The organism is Erythrobacter colymbi, assembly GCF_002155685.1.
GTDB classification, from domain to species: Bacteria; Pseudomonadota; Alphaproteobacteria; order Sphingomonadales; family Sphingomonadaceae; genus Erythrobacter; species Erythrobacter colymbi.
Genome location: NZ_MUYK01000002.1, coordinates 226378 through 242873, shown reverse-complemented (window position 1 = coordinate 242873; position 16496 = coordinate 226378). Strand labels below are relative to the sequence as shown.

Genomic DNA, 16496 nt, shown 5'->3' with positions numbered 1-16496 from the left:
GGGCGCGCCCTATGCTCACCGGTCACACTCCCCGAACACCACGTCGATCGCGCCCAGAATGGCGGTCGCGTCGGGGAGCATGTGGCCCTTGGACATGAAGTCCATCGCCTGGAGGTGCGAGAAGGCGGTGGGGCGGATCTTGCAGCGGTAGGGCTTGTTGGTGCCGTCGCTGACGAGATAGACGCCGAATTCGCCCTTGGGGCTTTCGGTGGCGACATAGACCTCGCCCGCGGGGACGTGGAAGCCTTCGGTGTAGAGCTTGAAGTGGTGGATCAGGCTTTCCATCGACTGCTTCATCTCGCCGCGCTTCGGCGGCGAGACCTTGCCGTCGGTGCTGGCGATCGGGCCTTGCGGCATATCGCGCAGACACTGGCGGATGATCTTCGCGCTCTCGTAGACTTCCTTCACGCGCACCATGAAGCGATCATAGCAGTCCGAGTTGGTGCCGACCGGAATGTCGAACTCCATACGGTCATAGACGTCGTAGGGCTGCGACTTGCGCAGATCCCACGGAATGCCCGCGGCACGGATCATCGGGCCGGAGAAGCCCCAGGCAATCGCGTCCTCGCGCGACACGACGGCGATGTCGACGTTGCGCTGCTTGAAGATGCGGTTGTCCATGACGAGGCTCATCGCGTCCTCGAACAGCTGGAAGAAGCGGTTGTCGAGCCAGTCGCCGATATCGACCAGCAGCTTCTCCGGCACGTCCTGATGGACGCCGCCCGGGCGGAACCATGCCGAGTGCATCCGCGCGCCTGAGGCCCGCTCGAAGAAGTTGAGGCAATCCTCGCGCAGATCCATGATCCACAGGTTCGGCGTGAACGCGCCGACATCGAGGATGTGCGCGCCCATGTTGAGCATGTGGTTGCAGATGCGGGTGAGCTCGGCGAACAGCACGCGCAGGTATCGGGCACGCAGCGGCACTTCGAGGTTCAGCAGCTTCTCGATGGCGAGCACATAGGAGTGCTCCATCGCCAGCGGCGAGCAATAGTCGAGCCGGTCGAAATAGGGCAGCGCCTGGAGATAGGTCTTCTGCTCGATCAGCTTCTCGGTGCCGCGGTGGAGCAGGCCCACGTGCGGATCGATCCGCTCGATCACTTCGCCGTCAAGCTCCATCACCATGCGCAGCACGCCGTGCGCGGCCGGGTGCTGGGGGCCGAAGTTGATCGTGTAGTTGGTGATGACCTCGCCTTCGGTGGTCGGCGACTGTTCGAGTTGCATGCTCATCGGCCACCCTCCTTCGAGGTGGGATCGGGCGCGCCGGGGGCACCCTTGCCGCTGTCCTTCTGCGCGGGCGCGGCAGGGGCGACGGGCTTGGCGGCGGCTTCATCCGCCTTCTTGCCCGCGCCGGTGTCGGCGGGCTTTTCGGTGGTCTTGGGCTCGGCGACCGGGGGCGCACCGCGCGACTTCTCGTCACCCGGAAGCACGTAGTCCGCGCCTTCCCAGGGCGAGAGGAAGTCGAAGGTGCGCATTTCCTGCGCGAGCACGACGGGCTCGTACACCACGCGCTTTTCCTCCTCGGAATAGCGCAGTTCGGTGTAGCCCGTCATCGGGAAGTCCTTGCGGAACGGGTGCCCCTCGAAGCCGTAATCGGTGAGGATGCGGCGCAGATCGGGGTTGCCGGCGAAGGTCACGCCGTACATGTCGAACACCTCGCGCTCGAGCCAACCGGCGTTGGGCCACAGCGTGGTGGCGGTCGGCACGGGGGTGTCCTCGCCGGCCGAGCACTTCACCATGACGCGGTGGTTCTTGGTGAGGCTCTGGAGCATGTAGACGACTTCGAAGCGCTCGGGCCGCGAGGGGTAGTCGGCCCCGGCGATTTCCATGAGCTGCTGGTAGGCGTGGTCATCGCGCAGGATGCGCAGCACCTTGTCCACCGCATCGCGCTCGACGCGGAAGATCACCTCGCCATGCGCCTCGATGGCCTCGATCAGCCAGACCGAGATGGTCTCGCTCACGGCGTCGATAACGCCTTCGTTCGAGGCGAAGCGCGGTGCGGAATGCAGAACGGCCATGCGCCCTTACCTCTCGATCGTGCCCACGCGGCGGATCTTCCGCTGCAATTGCATCACGCCGTAGAGCAGCGCCTCGGCGGTCGGCGGGCAGCCGGGGACATAGATGTCGACCGGCACAATGCGGTCGCAGCCGCGCACCACCGAATAGGAATAGTGATAATAGCCGCCGCCATTGGCGCAGCTTCCCATCGAGATGACGTACTTGGGGTCCGACATCTGGTCGTAGACCTTGCGCAGTGCCGGGGCCATCTTGTTGCACAGTGTGCCCGCAACGATCATCACGTCCGACTGGCGCGGGGAGGCGCGCGGCGCGGCGCCGAAGCGCTCCATGTCATAGCGCGGCATGTTCACGTGGATCATCTCGACCGCGCAGCACGCAAGGCCGAAGGTCATCCACCAGAGCGAGCCGGTGCGCGCCCACTGGAACAGCTCCTCGGTCGAGGTGACGAGGAAGCCCTTGTCGGTGACCTCGGTCTGGAGCGCCTTGAAGAAATCGGCATCGGGCGCGCGAACCTCGCCGCCCTGGGCGGTCGCGAGCTTCGACATGTCCGGCAGTCCTTGGGCCAAAGAACCCGGACCTGAAACGATGTTATTCATTCCCAGTCCAACGCCCCTTTCTTCCATTCATAGGCAAGCCCCACCGCGAGGATGAAGAGGAACACCATCATTCCGCTCCATCCGATCCAGCCTGTCTTTCCAAGGCTCACCGCCCAGGGGAACAGGAAGGCCGCTTCGAGGTCGAAGACGATGAAGCTGATCGCGACGAGGTAGAAGCGCACGTCGAACTGGCTGCGCGCGTCTTCGAAGGCGGGAAAACCGCATTCGTACTCGGACAGCTTTTCCGCATCGGGATTGTGCACGCCGGTGAGGCGCGACACCGCCATGGGCGCGAACACGAAAAGCACCGAAAGCCCGAAGGCCACGAGTACGAATAACAGTATCGGCAGATACTGGCTGAGGTCGATCACGACGATGTCCAAGCAATTAATCCCGTGGGCCGCCCTAGGCCCGTCACGCGGCAGGTGCAAGCCTTCGACTCGGGGAAAACCCCGTAAGGATGTTGCAGGAAATCGAACAGAGGTTGCGGGCGCGGCGAACCGTCGCCCGCCCTGCCCCTACTTCATCATCCGTGCCGTAGCCTGCTCGGTCGCCTTGCCATAGGGCGGCTTCAGCCCGCCGAGCTTGGCGATGTCGATCTTCGGCTGGTGATAGACCGCGCGGGCGTGGCTGAATTCGCGGAAGCCCTCGATCGCGTGGTAGCTCCCCATCCCCGAAGGCCCGACCCCGCCGAAGGGCAGGTCTTCCATCGAGACATGGAACACCACGTCATTGGTGGTCACCCCGCCCGAGATGGTGCGGCTGAGCACGCGCTCCTGCTCGGCGCGGTCTTCGCCGAAATAGTAGAGGCCGAGCGGGCGGTCGTGCTCGTTGATGTAGTCCACCGCCTGATCGACCGACTTGTAGGTCATCACCGGCAGGACGGGGCCGAAGATCTCCTCCTGCATCACGGTCATGCCGTCATCGACACCGCGCAGCACGGTGAGCGGCATCTTGCGCTGGTTGGCATTGGCGAAATCCTCGCCCGCCGGGTTGACCTCGATCACCTCGGCGCCCTTTTCGCGCGCATCGGCGACGAGGCCCTGGAGCCGCTCGAAGTGGCGGTCCGAGACGATCGAGGCATAATCGTCATTGTCGAGCAGGCGCGGATACATCGCGGCCGCTGCCCCTGTAACGCCTGCGACCGCCTCGTCGGCCTTGTCCTCGGGCACCATCAGGTAATCGGGCGCGAGGCAGATCTGCCCCGCATTCATCATCTTGCCGATCGCGATGCGCTCGCCCGCCTTGGCGAAATCGGCGCTGCGGCCCATCACCACCGGCGACTTGCCGCCCAGTTCGAGCGTCACCGGCACGAGATTCGCGGCGGCCGCCTGCATCACGCGGCGCCCGGTCGCGGTCGATCCGGTGAAGACGAGGTGGTCGAATTGCAGCGACGAGAACGCCGCGGCGACTTCGGGGCTGCCGGTGACGACCGCCACTTCCTCGGGCGCGAAATATTCCGCCGTCAGCTCGGCCATCAGCTCGCTGGTGCGCTCGGTGAATTCGCTCGGCTTGATCATCGCCCGGTTGCCCGCGGCGAGCACCTGCATCAGCGGGCCGAAGGCGAGCTGCACCGGAAAGTTCCACGGGCTGAGGATGCCGATAACCCCCTTGGGCTCGTAGCGCACCTCGGCCTTGGCACCCATCAGCCCGAGCGGGAACTGCACCTTGCGCTTTTCCGGCTTCGACCATGCATCGATGTGCTTGAGCGCATGATTGCCCGCACCCACGGTCGCCGCGATGTCGGTCAGCATCGACTGGTGCATCGAGCGGCTGCCGAAATCCGCGCTCATCGCCTTGGCAAAGGCCTCGCCGTTATCCTTCACCAGCGCGATGGCGCGCTTGATGCGGTCCTTGCGCTGGCTGATCGGCTCGGGCCGCGAGGCGGTGAAGGCAGCGCGCTGGCGCGCAAGCAGGGCTTCAAGTTCAGCGCGGCGGTCGTCGGCCATGTCGTTCTCCCGTTCGGACATTGGTTTTGATTTGCGACCCGTTGTTGCGCAAAGCACGCTGGGGCGCAAGCGGGGCGGGCCTATAGCCCTCTCCCCTTGCGGGAGAGGGTTGGGAGAGGGGTCCGGAGCAAGGCTCCGGCCCTGCCCCCTCTCAACTCCGGCTAGGCAGCAAGCTGCCAAGTCTGCGTATCTCTCCCGCGGGGGGAGAGAACAAGTGGGGGAGAGACGCAGTTCGCTAAGGGGGGCTTCTCCTGCGTTGCCTGCCTTAGCAAGCGGGAGGGACGTAAGCTTGAACTGCGCTAAATTACCTTAGTGCGATACAGGCGGAAGAACTGCCCGAGATTGGCGGCCACCAGTTCATCCCCGAGCTCGCGGCTCATGAAGACCGTCTTGAACAGCCGATGATCGAGCCAGACTTCCGGTCCGCCGAGAGCGTCGCGCGTTACAGCAACATCGAAGTCGGCCGGGCTCCATGGCATCATCGCCCACTCGCCGCCGGGCGGTCCACGGTCGAGCATGTTCGTGCTGTGTGCTTTTGTGAATGCGGATTTGGTGTTTCCGAACGTCCAGCAGAACCACAGGCCCTTGACCGGGGTTGCCCTGTCGCTCTGCCACAGGTCGACAGGGTAGAGCCCGCCCTCGCCGAGGTCGTGGCGGGACAGAATGTTCGCAACCGTTTCGTCGACGATATAGAAGCCGTTGGCGTCAAACAGCGGGGGAAGGGATCCAAGCTTCGCCTTAGGCAAATAGACAGATCTTGGGAGTGTTGCAGGGTCGACCGGCTGCCCCCCTTTCAGTGCTTTGAGACCGCTCTTCGCACTTTCAAGGTTCTCTTCAACAACGTCTGTCGTCGCCATGATGATAAGCGACGCATTGCTCATGACATTGCTCACCCACAGGTACTCGCTCATGCTATTCGCCCTCTACCAATAACGGGGCCGCGACAGGGCTGCAGCCAGGATCCCGAGCGCCATCACCAGACCGATCGCGCCGGCCAGCCCGAGCGGCTCGACCAGCAGCCAGCGGAGGAATTGCTGGACGAGCGCCAGCCCCCGCCCGCGCGATCCCACTGCGCCTTCGGTCCAGTCAAACGCAATGAAGGCCGCGAACATCGCCGCGAAGGTCAGCCACAACAGAGGGGCGCGGTATCGTTCCATCACGGCTCGTGTGTCTCGGGCAATGAGTATCCGGGGAGATGCAAAGAAACTTCTAAAATCAGCCGACAATCTCCAATTCTGGGAACAGGCGACGGGGACGCCGTGGCAGAATGGATCGCCTCGTCCCACGCAGCGCCAATCGACTGCCTCTGCATTGCCATTGCCGCATCGCAGCATTACATCGCCCGCCACATACTCCCGTCACGCAAGGACTTTGCCATGACCCAGCTTTCCCCCGCCGATCCCGTCGTGATCCTTTCCTATGCCCGCACCCCGATGGGGGCGATGCAGGGGGCGCTGTCGGAGGTTTCGGCGACCGATCTCGGCGCGATTGCGGTGAAGGCCGCGGTCGAGCGCGCGGGCGTTGCCGGCGAGGATATCGACCGCGCCTATATGGGCTGCGTGCTGCCCGCAGGCCTCGGGCAGGCGCCGGCGCGGCAGGCGGCGATCAAGGCGGGGCTGCCGCTTTCGGTGCAGGCGACCACCGTCAACAAGGTCTGCGGCTCGGGCATGCAGACCGTGATCATGGGCGCGGAAGCGCTCGCCAGCGGCTCGATCGACGTGGTGGTCGCGGGCGGGATGGAGAGCATGACCAATGCGCCCTACCTCCTCAAGAAGCACCGCTCGGGCGCGCGGCTCGGCCATGACACGGCCTATGACCACATGTTCCTCGATGGCCTCGAGGACGCCTACGAGCCGGGCCGCGCGATGGGCACTTTCGCGCAGGAAACCGCCAACGCCTACCAGATGACCCGCGAGGAGATGGACGCCTACTCCATCGAATCGCTCGCCCGCGCCAACAAGGCGATCGCGAGCGGGGCCTTCGCCGACGAGGTGGTGCCGGTGACCGTCAGCACCCGCGCGGGCGACGTGGTGGTCGAGCATGACGAGGCGCCCTCCAAGGGCCGCCCCGACAAGATCCCGCAGCTGAAGCCCGCCTTCGCCAAGGACGGGACGATCACCGCCGCGACCTCCTCCTCGATCTCGGACGGCGCGGCGGCGCTGGTGCTGACCCGCGCGAGCGTGGCCGAGGCCAAGGGGCTCGCCCCCGTCGCCCGCGTGGTCGCCACCGCCGCCCATGCGCAGGCCCCCGCGCAGTTCACCACCGCGCCGATTCCGGCGATCCAGAAAGTGCTCGCGCGCGCCGGCTGGAGCATCGAGGATGTCGACCTGTTCGAGGTGAACGAGGCCTTCGCCTGCGTCGCGATGTTCGCGATGCGTGATCTCGGCATTCCGCACGAGAAGATCAATGTGAACGGCGGCGGCACGGCGCTCGGCCACCCGATCGGGGCGAGCGGCGCGCGGATCATTGTCACGCTGATCAACGCGCTCAAGCAGCAGGGCAAGAAGCGCGGCGTTGCCTCGCTTTGCATAGGCGGCGGGGAAGCGACCGCCGTGGCTGTCGAACTGGTCTGAAGGCCGTAAGGCCGGGCGGCGTTACTCGTCGCCCGGCAGCTGGTCCGAGCCCCACAGGCGCGCGGCGCTCATGAAGCCCTTGCGCCCGGCGATGTCGACCTCGCACCAGCCCTGCTTGCACGGCTTGATTTTGGCGACGACGCCCGGTTCAGCCTTCCATTTGATCGCGGCAGCGTCGCTCGGCCCGGCGCGGACCTCGGCCAGCCCCTCGCCGATCACGAGCCCGGCGCGCGCCAGATCGAGCTGGCTCGCCGAGATCCAGCCCTGCGTGCCCTCGTGGTCCTCGACCAGACGCCAGCCCTCGCGGATGCGGATGACCTTCACCGGCATACCCTGCCGCTGGTAGACCCAGGCGACGGGATACTCGGCGCTCGGCCCGACGCGCATGTTGACCTTCTCGTAGCGCAGCGCCGCCCAGTAGGGGAGCGCCCGGTCCTGCGCGCGCAGGGGCCCGAGGAATCCAACAAGCGCAAGCGTCGCAAGGGCAAGGATGGCAAAGATCCGGAACTTCGGCATGCCCCACCGATAGCCCCGACCGCAGTGCGGATTCAAGGCCATGAGCCTTGACCGCCAAGCCCTATCGGCATTAGCCCACAGCCATGACCCAGCGCCCTCCCCGCCCGCTCGCCGCGCCCGCGCGCGTGATCGTCACCCGCCACCTGATGCCGGGCGTCGAGGCGCGGATGCGCGAGCTGTTCGACGTGGTGCTGAACGAGAGCGACACCCCGCTGACCCGCGACCAGCTCGCCGCCGCGATGCAGGATTGCGACGTGCTGGTGCCGACGGTCACCGACCGCATCGACGCCGACCTGATCGCGGGTGCAGGCGATCGACTCGGCCTCATCGCCAGCTTCGGCGCGGGGACCGAGCATATCGACCTCGCCGCCGCCGCCGGGCGCAAGATCATCGTCACCAACACGCCCGGCGTCTTCACCGACGACACCGCCGATCTCGCGATGGCCGCGATCATCGGTGTGCCGCGCCGCATCCGCGAAGGCACTGCGCTGGTGCGCCGGGGCGAGTGGACCGGCTGGGCGCCTTCGGGGCTGCTGGGGAGGAAGCTCGCGGGCAAGGTGCTCGGCATCGTCGGCATGGGCCGCATCGGCCAGGCGGTCGCCCACCGCGCCCGCGCCTTCGGGCTAGAGATCGCCTATACCAACCGCAAGCGGCTGCCCGAGGCACTGGAGCGGATGCTCGGCGCGCGTTACGTCGCCGATGTCGATGCGCTGATGGCCGAGGCCGACATCCTCACCCTCCACTGCCCGCTGACCGAGGAGACCCGCCATCTCGTCGATGCGCGCCGGATCGCGCTGATGAAGCCGGGCAGCTCTATCGTGAACACCGCGCGCGGGGAGCTGATCGATCAGGAGGCGCTGATCGCGGCGCTGGAAGCAGGGCACCTCGCCGGAGCAGGGCTCGACGTCTATCCCGACGAGCCCAAGGTCGATCCGCGCCTGATCGCGCACCCCAACGTGATGACCCTCCCCCACATCGGCAGTGCCACCGCCGAGGGCCGCGAGGATTCGGGCCACAAGGTCATCGCCAACATCCGCATGTGGGCCGACGGCCACCGCCCGCCCGATCAGGTGCTGACCGCGCTGATCTGAGGAGTACAGCACGATGCGAGCCCTGCGTCTGCTTGCGATAATCCCCGCGACGGCACTCATCGGAGCCGCGCCGCCGATCCCGCGCGAAACCAGGCCCGGCGAGGGCGTTCTGTGCATTGGCACTTTCATCTACTTTGTCGAGAAGATCGGCAGAATGTGCCGACCGGGCGAGGATGAAGAGTTTCAGCAGCGGATAGGCGGCTACGCGAAGAGATTTGACGAATACATCATTCGCAATTCGGGCGGTTCATCCGCAGCCCTCGAGACGTTCAAGAACGGGCAGAACCTCGATAGCGACGACAGGGGCTATATCTGCGAAGGCGACGTCGCGCAGAGCTACGACGTGTTCATCAAGATTCCTCGCGAAGAGCTGGACAAAGCCGTCGACGAAATTCTTTCGCGCGACGGCCCGGCCTCGTTCGGTGACTGCGTCTAGCGCGCCAGCCAGTCTCCCAGCTCGGTCACCACTCGCGCGATGGCGGGCCGCGTCGACGCCATGGCGAAGTGCGAATAGGGCACCTCCACCTCCGCATCGCTCTCGTGCGGCAAACCGCGCGCGGCGGCCGGGGCGATCACGCCGTCGGTGCGCGACCACAGGGCGATCGTCGGCACCGGAGGCTTTATCGCCGGATCGTCGGGCACCGGCGGGGCATCGACCGAGTGGTCGTTGATCGCCTCGTAGAGCCGCCACGCATTGTTCGCGCGCCGGTCACCCGAGAAGGGCGTGCCCAAGGTCATCACCAGCTCGACGAGCTCGGGATGGCGCTGCGCCAGCACCCGGGCATAAAGCCCGCCGAGACTCCAGCCCACCAGCGCGACCTTGCGCCGCTCGGCCGCGGCGACCTCCGCAAGCCGGTCGAGCGCGCGGGCGAAGGTCTTTTTCTGGATGCCGGTCAGAAAGCCGAGCTGCGAAGCATGAGCACGGTAGCCGGTCGCATCGAGCGTGCGCCGCAGCAGGGCCGTGGCGCTGTCGCTCGAAAGGATGCCTGGGATCACCAGCACCGGCTGCCCCGCTCCGTCCCGCGCCCCCGCAACAGCCTGCGCGCGGCGCAGTGGGGCTAGCGCGATCGGCACTGTAACGGGCAGTTCGCGCAGGAAGCGCGCGACGGGCGGCGGGGCTGTGTCGTCCATCGCCGCCCCTCGCCGATCAGTCGCCGGTCAAAATCCGCTCGACCAGTTCGCCCACGCTAGGGGTGTAGCCGTTCGAGTAGAAGGGATCGGTCTTGAAGTTGTAGGCCGCGTGGCCCGCGAAGGCGAGGTTCTTGTCCGGATCGTCGCCGTGGGCGATGTCCTGCAGGGTCTTCTGGATGCAGAAGCTGCGCGGATCGGCGAGGCGCCCGGTGGTGAAATCGTCGTGGTCCTTCCAGCTCGAGAAGCCGCAGTGCGACAGGCAGCCCATGCAATCCTGCTGGTCCTTGCGGATGGTCTCGCGCGCTTCGGGAGTGACGAAAACGATCGTGTCGTCGGGCGTCTTGAGCGGTTCAGTGTGCCCGGCGCGCATCCACATTTCGGCGCGGGCCTTGTCCTCGGGCTTCACCCAGAAGCTGCGCGCCTTGCCGTCTTCGCCGAGCTGGACCGTGCCTTCTTCCTCGCCGCGCTTGAAGAACGGGATCTGGCGCTCCGAACGGTGCATCAGGTCGTAGAGGAACGGGGTCTTGACCGCGCTCGAATAGAAGCCGGTGGGCGAGAACTTGTGGAGAAGCACGTCGCCCGGCTCGACCGTGCGCAGCATGTCTTTCCAGATCTGCGGGATCGGGCTTTCCTGCGTCAGCAGCGGGCGCGTGCCGAACTGGAAGGCGATGGTGCCGAGCTCGGGGTTGTCGATCCAGTGGTTCCAGTCGCGCAGATACCAGACGCCGCCGGCCATCACGATGGGCACGGAATCTGCAACGCCCTCCGCGCGCATCGTGTCGCGCAGCGCCTTGACGCGGGGGTACGGATCTTCGGGCTTGGTCGGGTCCTCGGCGTTCGAGAGGCCGTTGTGCCCGCCCGCCAGCCACGGGTCCTCATAGACCACCGCCGCCATCAGCTCGGCGACCTTGTGATACGAACGCTTCCACAAGGCGCGGAAGGCGCGCGCGGAGCTTACGATGGGGAGGTAGCTGACATTGAAACGCGCCGCGATCTCGGCGAGCTTGTAGGGCATCCCCGCGCCGCAAGTGACGCCGGTCACCATGCCGCGGGTGCGCTCGAGCACGCCTTCGAGCACGGCCTGCGCCCCGCCCATTTCCCACAGCACGTTGATGTTGATCGCGCCCTTGCCATTGGCGATCTCGAAGGCCTTCTTCACCTGCGTGGTCGCGCCTTCGATGGCGTAGCGGATCAGTTCCTGATGGCGCTCCTCGCGGGTGCGGCCGTGATAGACCTGCGGAATGACATTGCCGTTTTCGTCATAGCTGTCGGCGTTGACCGCGCTCACCGTGCCGATCCCGCCCGCGGCAGCCCATGCGCCCGAGCTTGCGTGATTGGTTGCCGAAACACCCTTGCCGCCTTCGACCAGCGGCCAGACTTCACGCCCGCCGTAAACGATCGGGCTCAATCCCTTGAACAATGAAAATCCCCTTTTGCGCACATCGATCCGGCGCCAGTCTTACGTAATCTTGCCATAGTGCGGGTGTCCCCATCTCGCAACCTTGCGAGATAAGCCGGTGTCAGCCTGCCTCGCAGACCTTGATCGCTTCAGGCTCGGTGCGTTTCGGCCCGCGCTGGAAGCGGGCAAAATAGCCCTTGATGTCAGGACGTTCGATGTACTCTACGAGCACATAGCCGACCGCCTCGAACTCGCAGAACAGCACCGTGTGCGGCAGGCCGTGACGCCCGACCGGGCTGTCGCTCTCCACCACAACGATCTGCCCGCCGGTGTTAAGCGCGGGCCACATGTTCCACAGGAAGGCATAGGGCTCGGTCACTTCGTGGTACATGTGGACCATGAAGATGCGGTCGAAGCTGTCGGGCGGAAGCTGCGGGTTGTCGGTATCGCCGAACTTGATCGAGATGTTCTCGAGCCGCTCGCGTTCAACGCGCCGGCCAAGCCGGTCGAGCGCCTCGCGGCTGATGTCCTGCGCCAGCACGCGGCCATCGGCACCGACGCGTTCGGCGAGGCGCACGGTGTAGTAGCCCTCCCCCGCCCCGATGTCGGCCACGGTCATGCCCGGGCGCATGTCGGCGAGGTCCATCACGACCTTGGCCTCGTTGCGCTCGTCACGCGCGTCCTCGTTGGAGAACTGGTTGGAGACGACGCTCGCCACCGGACGGTCGGGCGACGGGAAGGCGAGCGCGGTTTCAGGGCGCTCCGACGCAGCCGGCGCGAGCGGATCGCAGCCCGTCAGCAGCAGTCCTGCTCCCAGCAGGCCAACACCGGGAAGGAGCGCGCGCCGCAGCATCGCCCGCGCCTACTCCACGTCCTCGATATCGACCTTCTCGCCGGTCACGCGCTGGGCGAGCGCGGCCGAGATGAAGGGATCGATCGCGCCGTCGAGCACCGCGTCGGGCGCGGTCGAAACCACGCCGGTGCGCAGGTCCTTGACCATCTGGTAGGGCTGCAAGACGTAGGAGCGGATCTGGTGGCCCCAGCCAATGTCGCTCTTGGCCGAGTGCTCGGCACTGGCCGCTTCCTCGCGCGCGCGCATCTCCGCTTCGTAGAGCCGCGCCTTGAGCATGTTCATCGCGATTTCGCGGTTCTTGTGCTGGCTGCGGTCCTGCTGGCTCGCGACGACGATGCCGGTCGGCTGGTGGGTGATGCGCACCGCGGAGTCCGTGGTGTTGACGTGCTGCCCGCCCGCGCCCGACGCACGATAGGTGTCGATCTTGAGGTCGGCCGGGTTGATCTCGATCTCGAAGCTGTCGTCGATCACGGGGTAGACCCACACGCTCGAGAAGGAGGTGTGGCGGCGCGCCGAGCTGTCATAGGGGCTGATGCGGACGAGGCGGTGGACGCCGCTCTCGGTCTTGGCATAGCCATAGGCGCCGTCGCCCTTGATCAGCAGCGTCGCCGACTTGATGCCGGCCTGTTCGCCCGCCTGGTATTCGACCGTATCGACCTTGAACCCGCGACGCTCGGCCCAGCGGGCATACATGCGCAGCAGCATTTCGGCCCAGTCCTGGCTCTCGGTGCCGCCCGCGCCGGCGTGGATTTCGAGATAGGTATCGTTGCCGTCCGCCTCGCCGGAGAGCAGCGCCTGCACCTTGTCGGCATCGGCCCGGTCGGCAAGCGCGGCGAGCGTCGCGAGGCCATCCTCGACGATCGTCTCTTCTCCCTCGGCCTCGCCCATCTCGATGAACTCGACCGCGTCGGCCATTTCGGCGGCGATCTCGTTGACGGTGTTGACCGCGGTCTCGAGCGTCTTCTGCTCGCGGCTGATCGCCTGCGCCTGCTTGGGGTTGTCCCAGAGGTTCGGATCCTGCACGCGCGCGTTCAGCTCGTCGAGCCGGCGCAGCGCACGCTCCCAGTCGAGCGACAGCCGCACCAGCGCGAGCGCCGCTTCGATCCGGTTGATGTAAGACTGGGCCTCGGCCCGCATCGGTCAGTCCTTCGTGGCGTAAAGCAAATGAGGCCGAAGCGCTTAGCGCTGCGTGCGCGATTGTAAAGCCGCGACGCCGCCTGCCCCGGCCCTACTTCTTCAACGCGCGCACCGCGGCCAGCGTCTTTTCGACATGGCCGCGATAATCGCCGTCGGAATGCACCGCGACGATCTTCCCGTCCCTGGCGATGACGTAGGAGGTGCGGGTGGTCAGCCCGGAACTTCCCATGGCCACATCATAGGCGGCGATCACCTTGGGCATGGCGACGCCGACGGGGAAGGCATCGCGGCATTCTTTGCGGCTGAACTCCTTCAAGGTTTCGATATCGTCGGCCGACATGCCGATCACGCTCGCGCCGGCCGCCTTGAACTTGGGCATCGCCTCGGCGAAGGCATTGGCCTCGAGCGTGCAGCCGCTGGTGAAGGCCTTGGGGTAGAAATAGAGCACCACCGGCCCCTTCGCGAGCGCGGCGTTGAGCGTGAAGCCGAACTCCTTGCCCGCGAGCGCGGCGCGGGTGGCGAAGGCCGGGGCCTTGGCACCCTTGGGCAGCTCGGCCGAGGCGCTGGTGAGGGACAGGGCGGCCAGCCCGAAGGCGGCGGCTGTGAGGGGGGCGAGACGGTTCCGGATCATGCCACGCAAACCCGCAAGGCCCGCAGGTGGTTCCAGCCAGAATCAGTCAATGCCGCCCTCTTCGACGAAATTGTCCTCGCCCTGCGGCTTGTCGACCACCGCATTCTCGGCGCTCTGGCGACCGGCGCGGATCAGCGCGAGGATTTCGTTGCGCTTGGCCGCGATCGCATCCTGCCGCGTGTAGCGCTCGGGTTCGGTATCGGGCTTGAAGGCTTCCCAGATGATCGCCGACTTGGGATCGTCGGTCGGCCAGCCATCGAACACGCGCTTGCCCGAGCGGCGGTCGATCCGCACCATCCGCACGCCCGTGGGGGCGACAGGCGGGAGATCGGACCACTTGGGCTTGGTCTTCTCGATCAGGCTCTTGATAATCGGTGCAGAGATCGTGCCGCCATAGGCATAGCCGCCCATGTTGCGCGGCTGATCGAAGCCCACGTAAGCGCCTGCGATCATCGTTTGCGTGCCGCCGATGAACCACACGTCCTTCGGGCCAGTGGTGGTGCCGGTCTTGCCGAACAGCGGGAGATTGAGGGAGTTAAGCACGGTCGCCGTCCCGCGGCTCACCGCGCCGCGCAGCATGTGCATCACCTGGAAGGCAGTGCGCGCGTCCATCGCCTGCGTGCCCATGACCCCGAAGCGCGGCATCGGCTTGCCATCCCACGCAGGCATGTTGCACCCGCGGCAATCGCGCGTGTCGGCCCGCCAGACGACCTTGCCGCGGCGGTCCTGCACATAGTCAATCACCGTCGGCGGATTGAGACGTCCGTGGTTGGCAAGCGCCGAATAGGCCGCGACCATCTTCACCAGCGTCGTCTCCCCCGCTCCCAGCGCGGTCGAGGGATAGGCGGGGAACTTGCCGATACCGAGCTTCTCGATCTCGCGCACGACATTGGGCATGCCTGCGGTCATGCCGATCTGCACGGTCATGATGTTCTGCGACTGCTCGAGGCCGTAACGCATCGGGTGCTGCCCGCCGCTGCCGGTGCCGCCGCGGATGCACTTCTCGCCCAGCCCCGCGCCCTGATAATAGCAGAAGCGGGTGTTATCGATCTGGGTCGAGGGGGTCATGCCGCTATCGAGGCCCGCCGCATAGACGAAGGGCTTGATGGTCGATCCCGGCTGACGCATTGCCTGCGTGGCACGGTTGAAGTCCGACAGGCGGTGGTCGAACCCTCCCTGCATTGCCAGCACCCGGCCGGTCTGCGCCTGCTCCACCACCAGCGCGCCCTGCGCTTCGGGAATGGTGCGCACAGCGAAACCATTCCCCGAGGGGCTCGCCGCGATGACATCGCCCGCTTTCAGCGCATTGGGCAGGCCGATCAGCGGCGCCTCGCTGCCATCAGCGAACCCGATTCTGGCGTTCTGCCCGCTGCGCGTGGTGACAACGCCGACGCGCCAGTCCTTGTAGCTGATCCCGAGCGGCGATGATTGCAGCTGGCTCGCCCAGTTGCCCTTGGAGACGTCAAGCGTCGCGATCGGTCCGGCCCAGGCGCGCCCGCCGTGATAGCGCAGCAGGCCCTCGCGAAGCGCATCGCGCGCGGCGGTCTGCATCTGCGGATCGAGCGAGGTGCGCACCCACAGCCCGCCCGCATAGACCGAGTTCGGCCCGTTCTCGGCATTCTCGCCGAACTTCGCAATCAACTCGCGGCGCACTTCCTCGAGGAAATAGCCCGCGTCGACCGAACGCTCGCGCCGCTGGGTGACGAGACCGAGCGGCATCGCGGCTGCCGCGCGACGCTCCGAACCGGTGATGAAGCCATTCGCCTCCATCTGGTTCAACACGAAATTGCGCCGTTCGAGCGCAGCCTGCTCCTGACCCTTGCGGCCATAGCGCTCGGGCGCCTTGGGCAGGATCGCGAGGAAGGCCATCTCGTGCAGCTGGAGCTGGTCGACGTCCTTGTCGAAATAGGCGCGCGAGGCGGCCTGCACCCCGAAGGAGCGCCGCCCGAGCGGGATCTCGTTGAGGTAGAGCTCGAGGATTTCCTGCTTGGTCAGCACCTGCTCGATGCGCCCGGCGAGGATCATTTCCTTGAGCTTACGGGTGACCGAATATTCGTCGCCCAGGAGCAGGTTCTTGGCGACCTGCTGCGTAATGGTCGATCCGCCCACCGCGCGCTCGCCCGTGCCGGCCTTGCGGGCATAGTCGAACACCGCATTGGCCGTGCCGAGGAAGTCGACGCCGCCGTGGCTGAAGAAGGTCTTGTCCTCGGCCGACAGGTAGGCCTCGATCAGCTTCTGCGGGAAATCGGCATATTGCAGCTGCACCCTCCGCTCGCGGGCGTAGGAGTGGACGATCTCGCCATCAACTCCGCGCACCACCGTGGGCAGGGGGGTTTCATAGGTGAGCAGCGCCTCGGCCTCGGGCAGATCGCTCGCCAGCCACACGAACACCGCGATCCACAGCGCGAGGAACAGGCCGAAGGCGATCGCCACCAGCTTGAACAGCCGGCTTTCGCGCCAGCGCGCGCGGAACCACGCCAGCGCGCCGCCCAGATCGCGATTCACGCGGTAGCGCAGATAGGCCCAGGTCGAAGGCTGGTCGGGAGGCGTGACGGGGTCGGTCATTGACGGGCGGCAACTAGCACGCGCAGGCTCGCCAAGGCT

General features: G+C 66.2%; 17 protein-coding genes. 3 read left to right on the top strand and 14 right to left on the bottom strand.

Annotated elements, in window-relative coordinates; translation table 11 throughout:
- Positions 1–15: 15 nt before the first annotated feature.
- The 7 genes from BZF57_RS04480 to BZF57_RS04450 form a co-directional block, all read right to left on the bottom strand.
- Complete coding sequence (locus tag BZF57_RS04480; protein ID WP_086735092.1) at positions 16–1227, bottom strand: NADH-quinone oxidoreductase subunit D; 1212 nt, start codon at positions 1225–1227, stop codon at positions 16–18.
- On the bottom strand, positions 1224–2015 hold the full coding sequence (locus tag BZF57_RS04475; protein WP_086735090.1) for an NADH-quinone oxidoreductase subunit C: 792 nt from the start codon (positions 2013–2015) through the stop codon (positions 1224–1226). Before BZF57_RS04475 ends, BZF57_RS04480 begins: the two co-directional genes overlap by 4 nt.
- A gap of 6 nt (positions 2016–2021) precedes the next feature.
- Complete coding sequence (locus BZF57_RS04470) at positions 2022–2561, bottom strand: NuoB/complex I 20 kDa subunit family protein (RefSeq protein WP_206073190.1); 540 nt, start codon at positions 2559–2561, stop codon at positions 2022–2024.
- A gap of 47 nt (positions 2562–2608) precedes the next feature.
- Complete coding sequence (locus BZF57_RS04465) at positions 2609–2983, bottom strand: NADH-quinone oxidoreductase subunit A (RefSeq protein WP_086735944.1); 375 nt, start codon at positions 2981–2983, stop codon at positions 2609–2611.
- A 147-nt stretch (positions 2984–3130) separates the two neighbouring features.
- Positions 3131–4582 (bottom strand): coniferyl aldehyde dehydrogenase, encoded by a 1452-nt coding sequence (locus BZF57_RS04460; RefSeq protein ID WP_086735086.1) that lies wholly within the window; start codon positions 4580–4582, stop codon positions 3131–3133.
- A gap of 278 nt (positions 4583–4860) precedes the next feature.
- A complete protein-coding gene (locus BZF57_RS04455) occupies positions 4861–5472 on the bottom strand; it encodes a hypothetical protein (protein WP_086735084.1) in 612 nt (203 codons plus the stop codon).
- Positions 5473–5484: 12 nt separating this feature from the next.
- Positions 5485–5718, bottom strand: coding sequence for a hypothetical protein (locus BZF57_RS04450; protein WP_143738338.1), 234 nt, complete (start codon positions 5716–5718; stop codon positions 5485–5487).
- Positions 5719–5937: 219 nt separating this feature from the next.
- On the opposite strand from BZF57_RS04450, the gene BZF57_RS04445 reads away from it, so the two are divergent.
- Positions 5938–7134 carry a thiolase family protein gene (locus BZF57_RS04445; RefSeq protein WP_086735080.1) on the top strand — a complete coding sequence of 399 codons (1197 nt, stop codon included), beginning with the start codon at positions 5938–5940 and terminating at the stop codon, positions 7132–7134.
- Positions 7135–7155: 21 nt separating this feature from the next.
- Here BZF57_RS04445 and BZF57_RS04440 read toward each other — a convergent pair whose 3' ends face one another.
- The gene (locus tag BZF57_RS04440) at positions 7156–7650 is read right to left on the bottom strand and encodes an SH3 domain-containing protein (protein ID WP_086735078.1); all 495 of its coding nucleotides are present in this window, start codon (positions 7648–7650) and stop codon (positions 7156–7158) included.
- Positions 7651–7733: 83 nt separating this feature from the next.
- Here BZF57_RS04440 and BZF57_RS04435 point away from each other — a divergent pair, with 83 nt between their 5' ends.
- Positions 7734–8741 (top strand): 2-hydroxyacid dehydrogenase, encoded by a 1008-nt coding sequence (locus tag BZF57_RS04435; protein ID WP_086735076.1) that lies wholly within the window; start codon positions 7734–7736, stop codon positions 8739–8741.
- A 13-nt stretch (positions 8742–8754) separates the two neighbouring features.
- Entirely contained in the window at positions 8755–9177 is a 423-nt protein-coding gene (locus tag BZF57_RS04430) for a hypothetical protein (protein WP_086735074.1), read from the top strand.
- On the opposite strand, the gene BZF57_RS04425 is transcribed toward BZF57_RS04430, so the two are convergent.
- The 6 genes from BZF57_RS04425 to BZF57_RS04400 form a co-directional block, all read right to left on the bottom strand.
- Positions 9174–9872, bottom strand: coding sequence for a lipase family alpha/beta hydrolase (locus BZF57_RS04425; protein WP_086735072.1), 699 nt, complete (start codon positions 9870–9872; stop codon positions 9174–9176). The two genes, BZF57_RS04430 and BZF57_RS04425, sit on opposite strands and share 4 nt — an antisense overlap.
- Positions 9873–9888: 16 nt before the next feature.
- The gene (locus BZF57_RS04420) at positions 9889–11292 is read right to left on the bottom strand and encodes an NAD(P)H-dependent flavin oxidoreductase (RefSeq protein ID WP_086735070.1); all 1404 of its coding nucleotides are present in this window, start codon (positions 11290–11292) and stop codon (positions 9889–9891) included.
- A 100-nt stretch (positions 11293–11392) separates the two neighbouring features.
- The gene (locus tag BZF57_RS04415) at positions 11393–12124 is read right to left on the bottom strand and encodes a class I SAM-dependent methyltransferase (protein WP_086735068.1); all 732 of its coding nucleotides are present in this window, start codon (positions 12122–12124) and stop codon (positions 11393–11395) included.
- Positions 12125–12133: 9 nt separating this feature from the next.
- A complete protein-coding gene (gene prfB, locus BZF57_RS04410) occupies positions 12134–13261 on the bottom strand; it encodes a peptide chain release factor 2 (protein ID WP_086735066.1) in 1128 nt (375 codons plus the stop codon).
- A gap of 91 nt (positions 13262–13352) precedes the next feature.
- Positions 13353–13892 (bottom strand): peroxiredoxin, encoded by a 540-nt coding sequence (locus BZF57_RS04405; protein ID WP_086735064.1) that lies wholly within the window; start codon positions 13890–13892, stop codon positions 13353–13355.
- Between the two features lie 42 nt (positions 13893–13934).
- Positions 13935–16457: a penicillin-binding protein 1A gene (locus BZF57_RS04400; protein ID WP_086735062.1), complete on the bottom strand. Its 2523-nt coding sequence runs from the start codon at positions 16455–16457 to the stop codon at positions 13935–13937.
- Positions 16458–16496 lie beyond the last annotated feature (39 nt).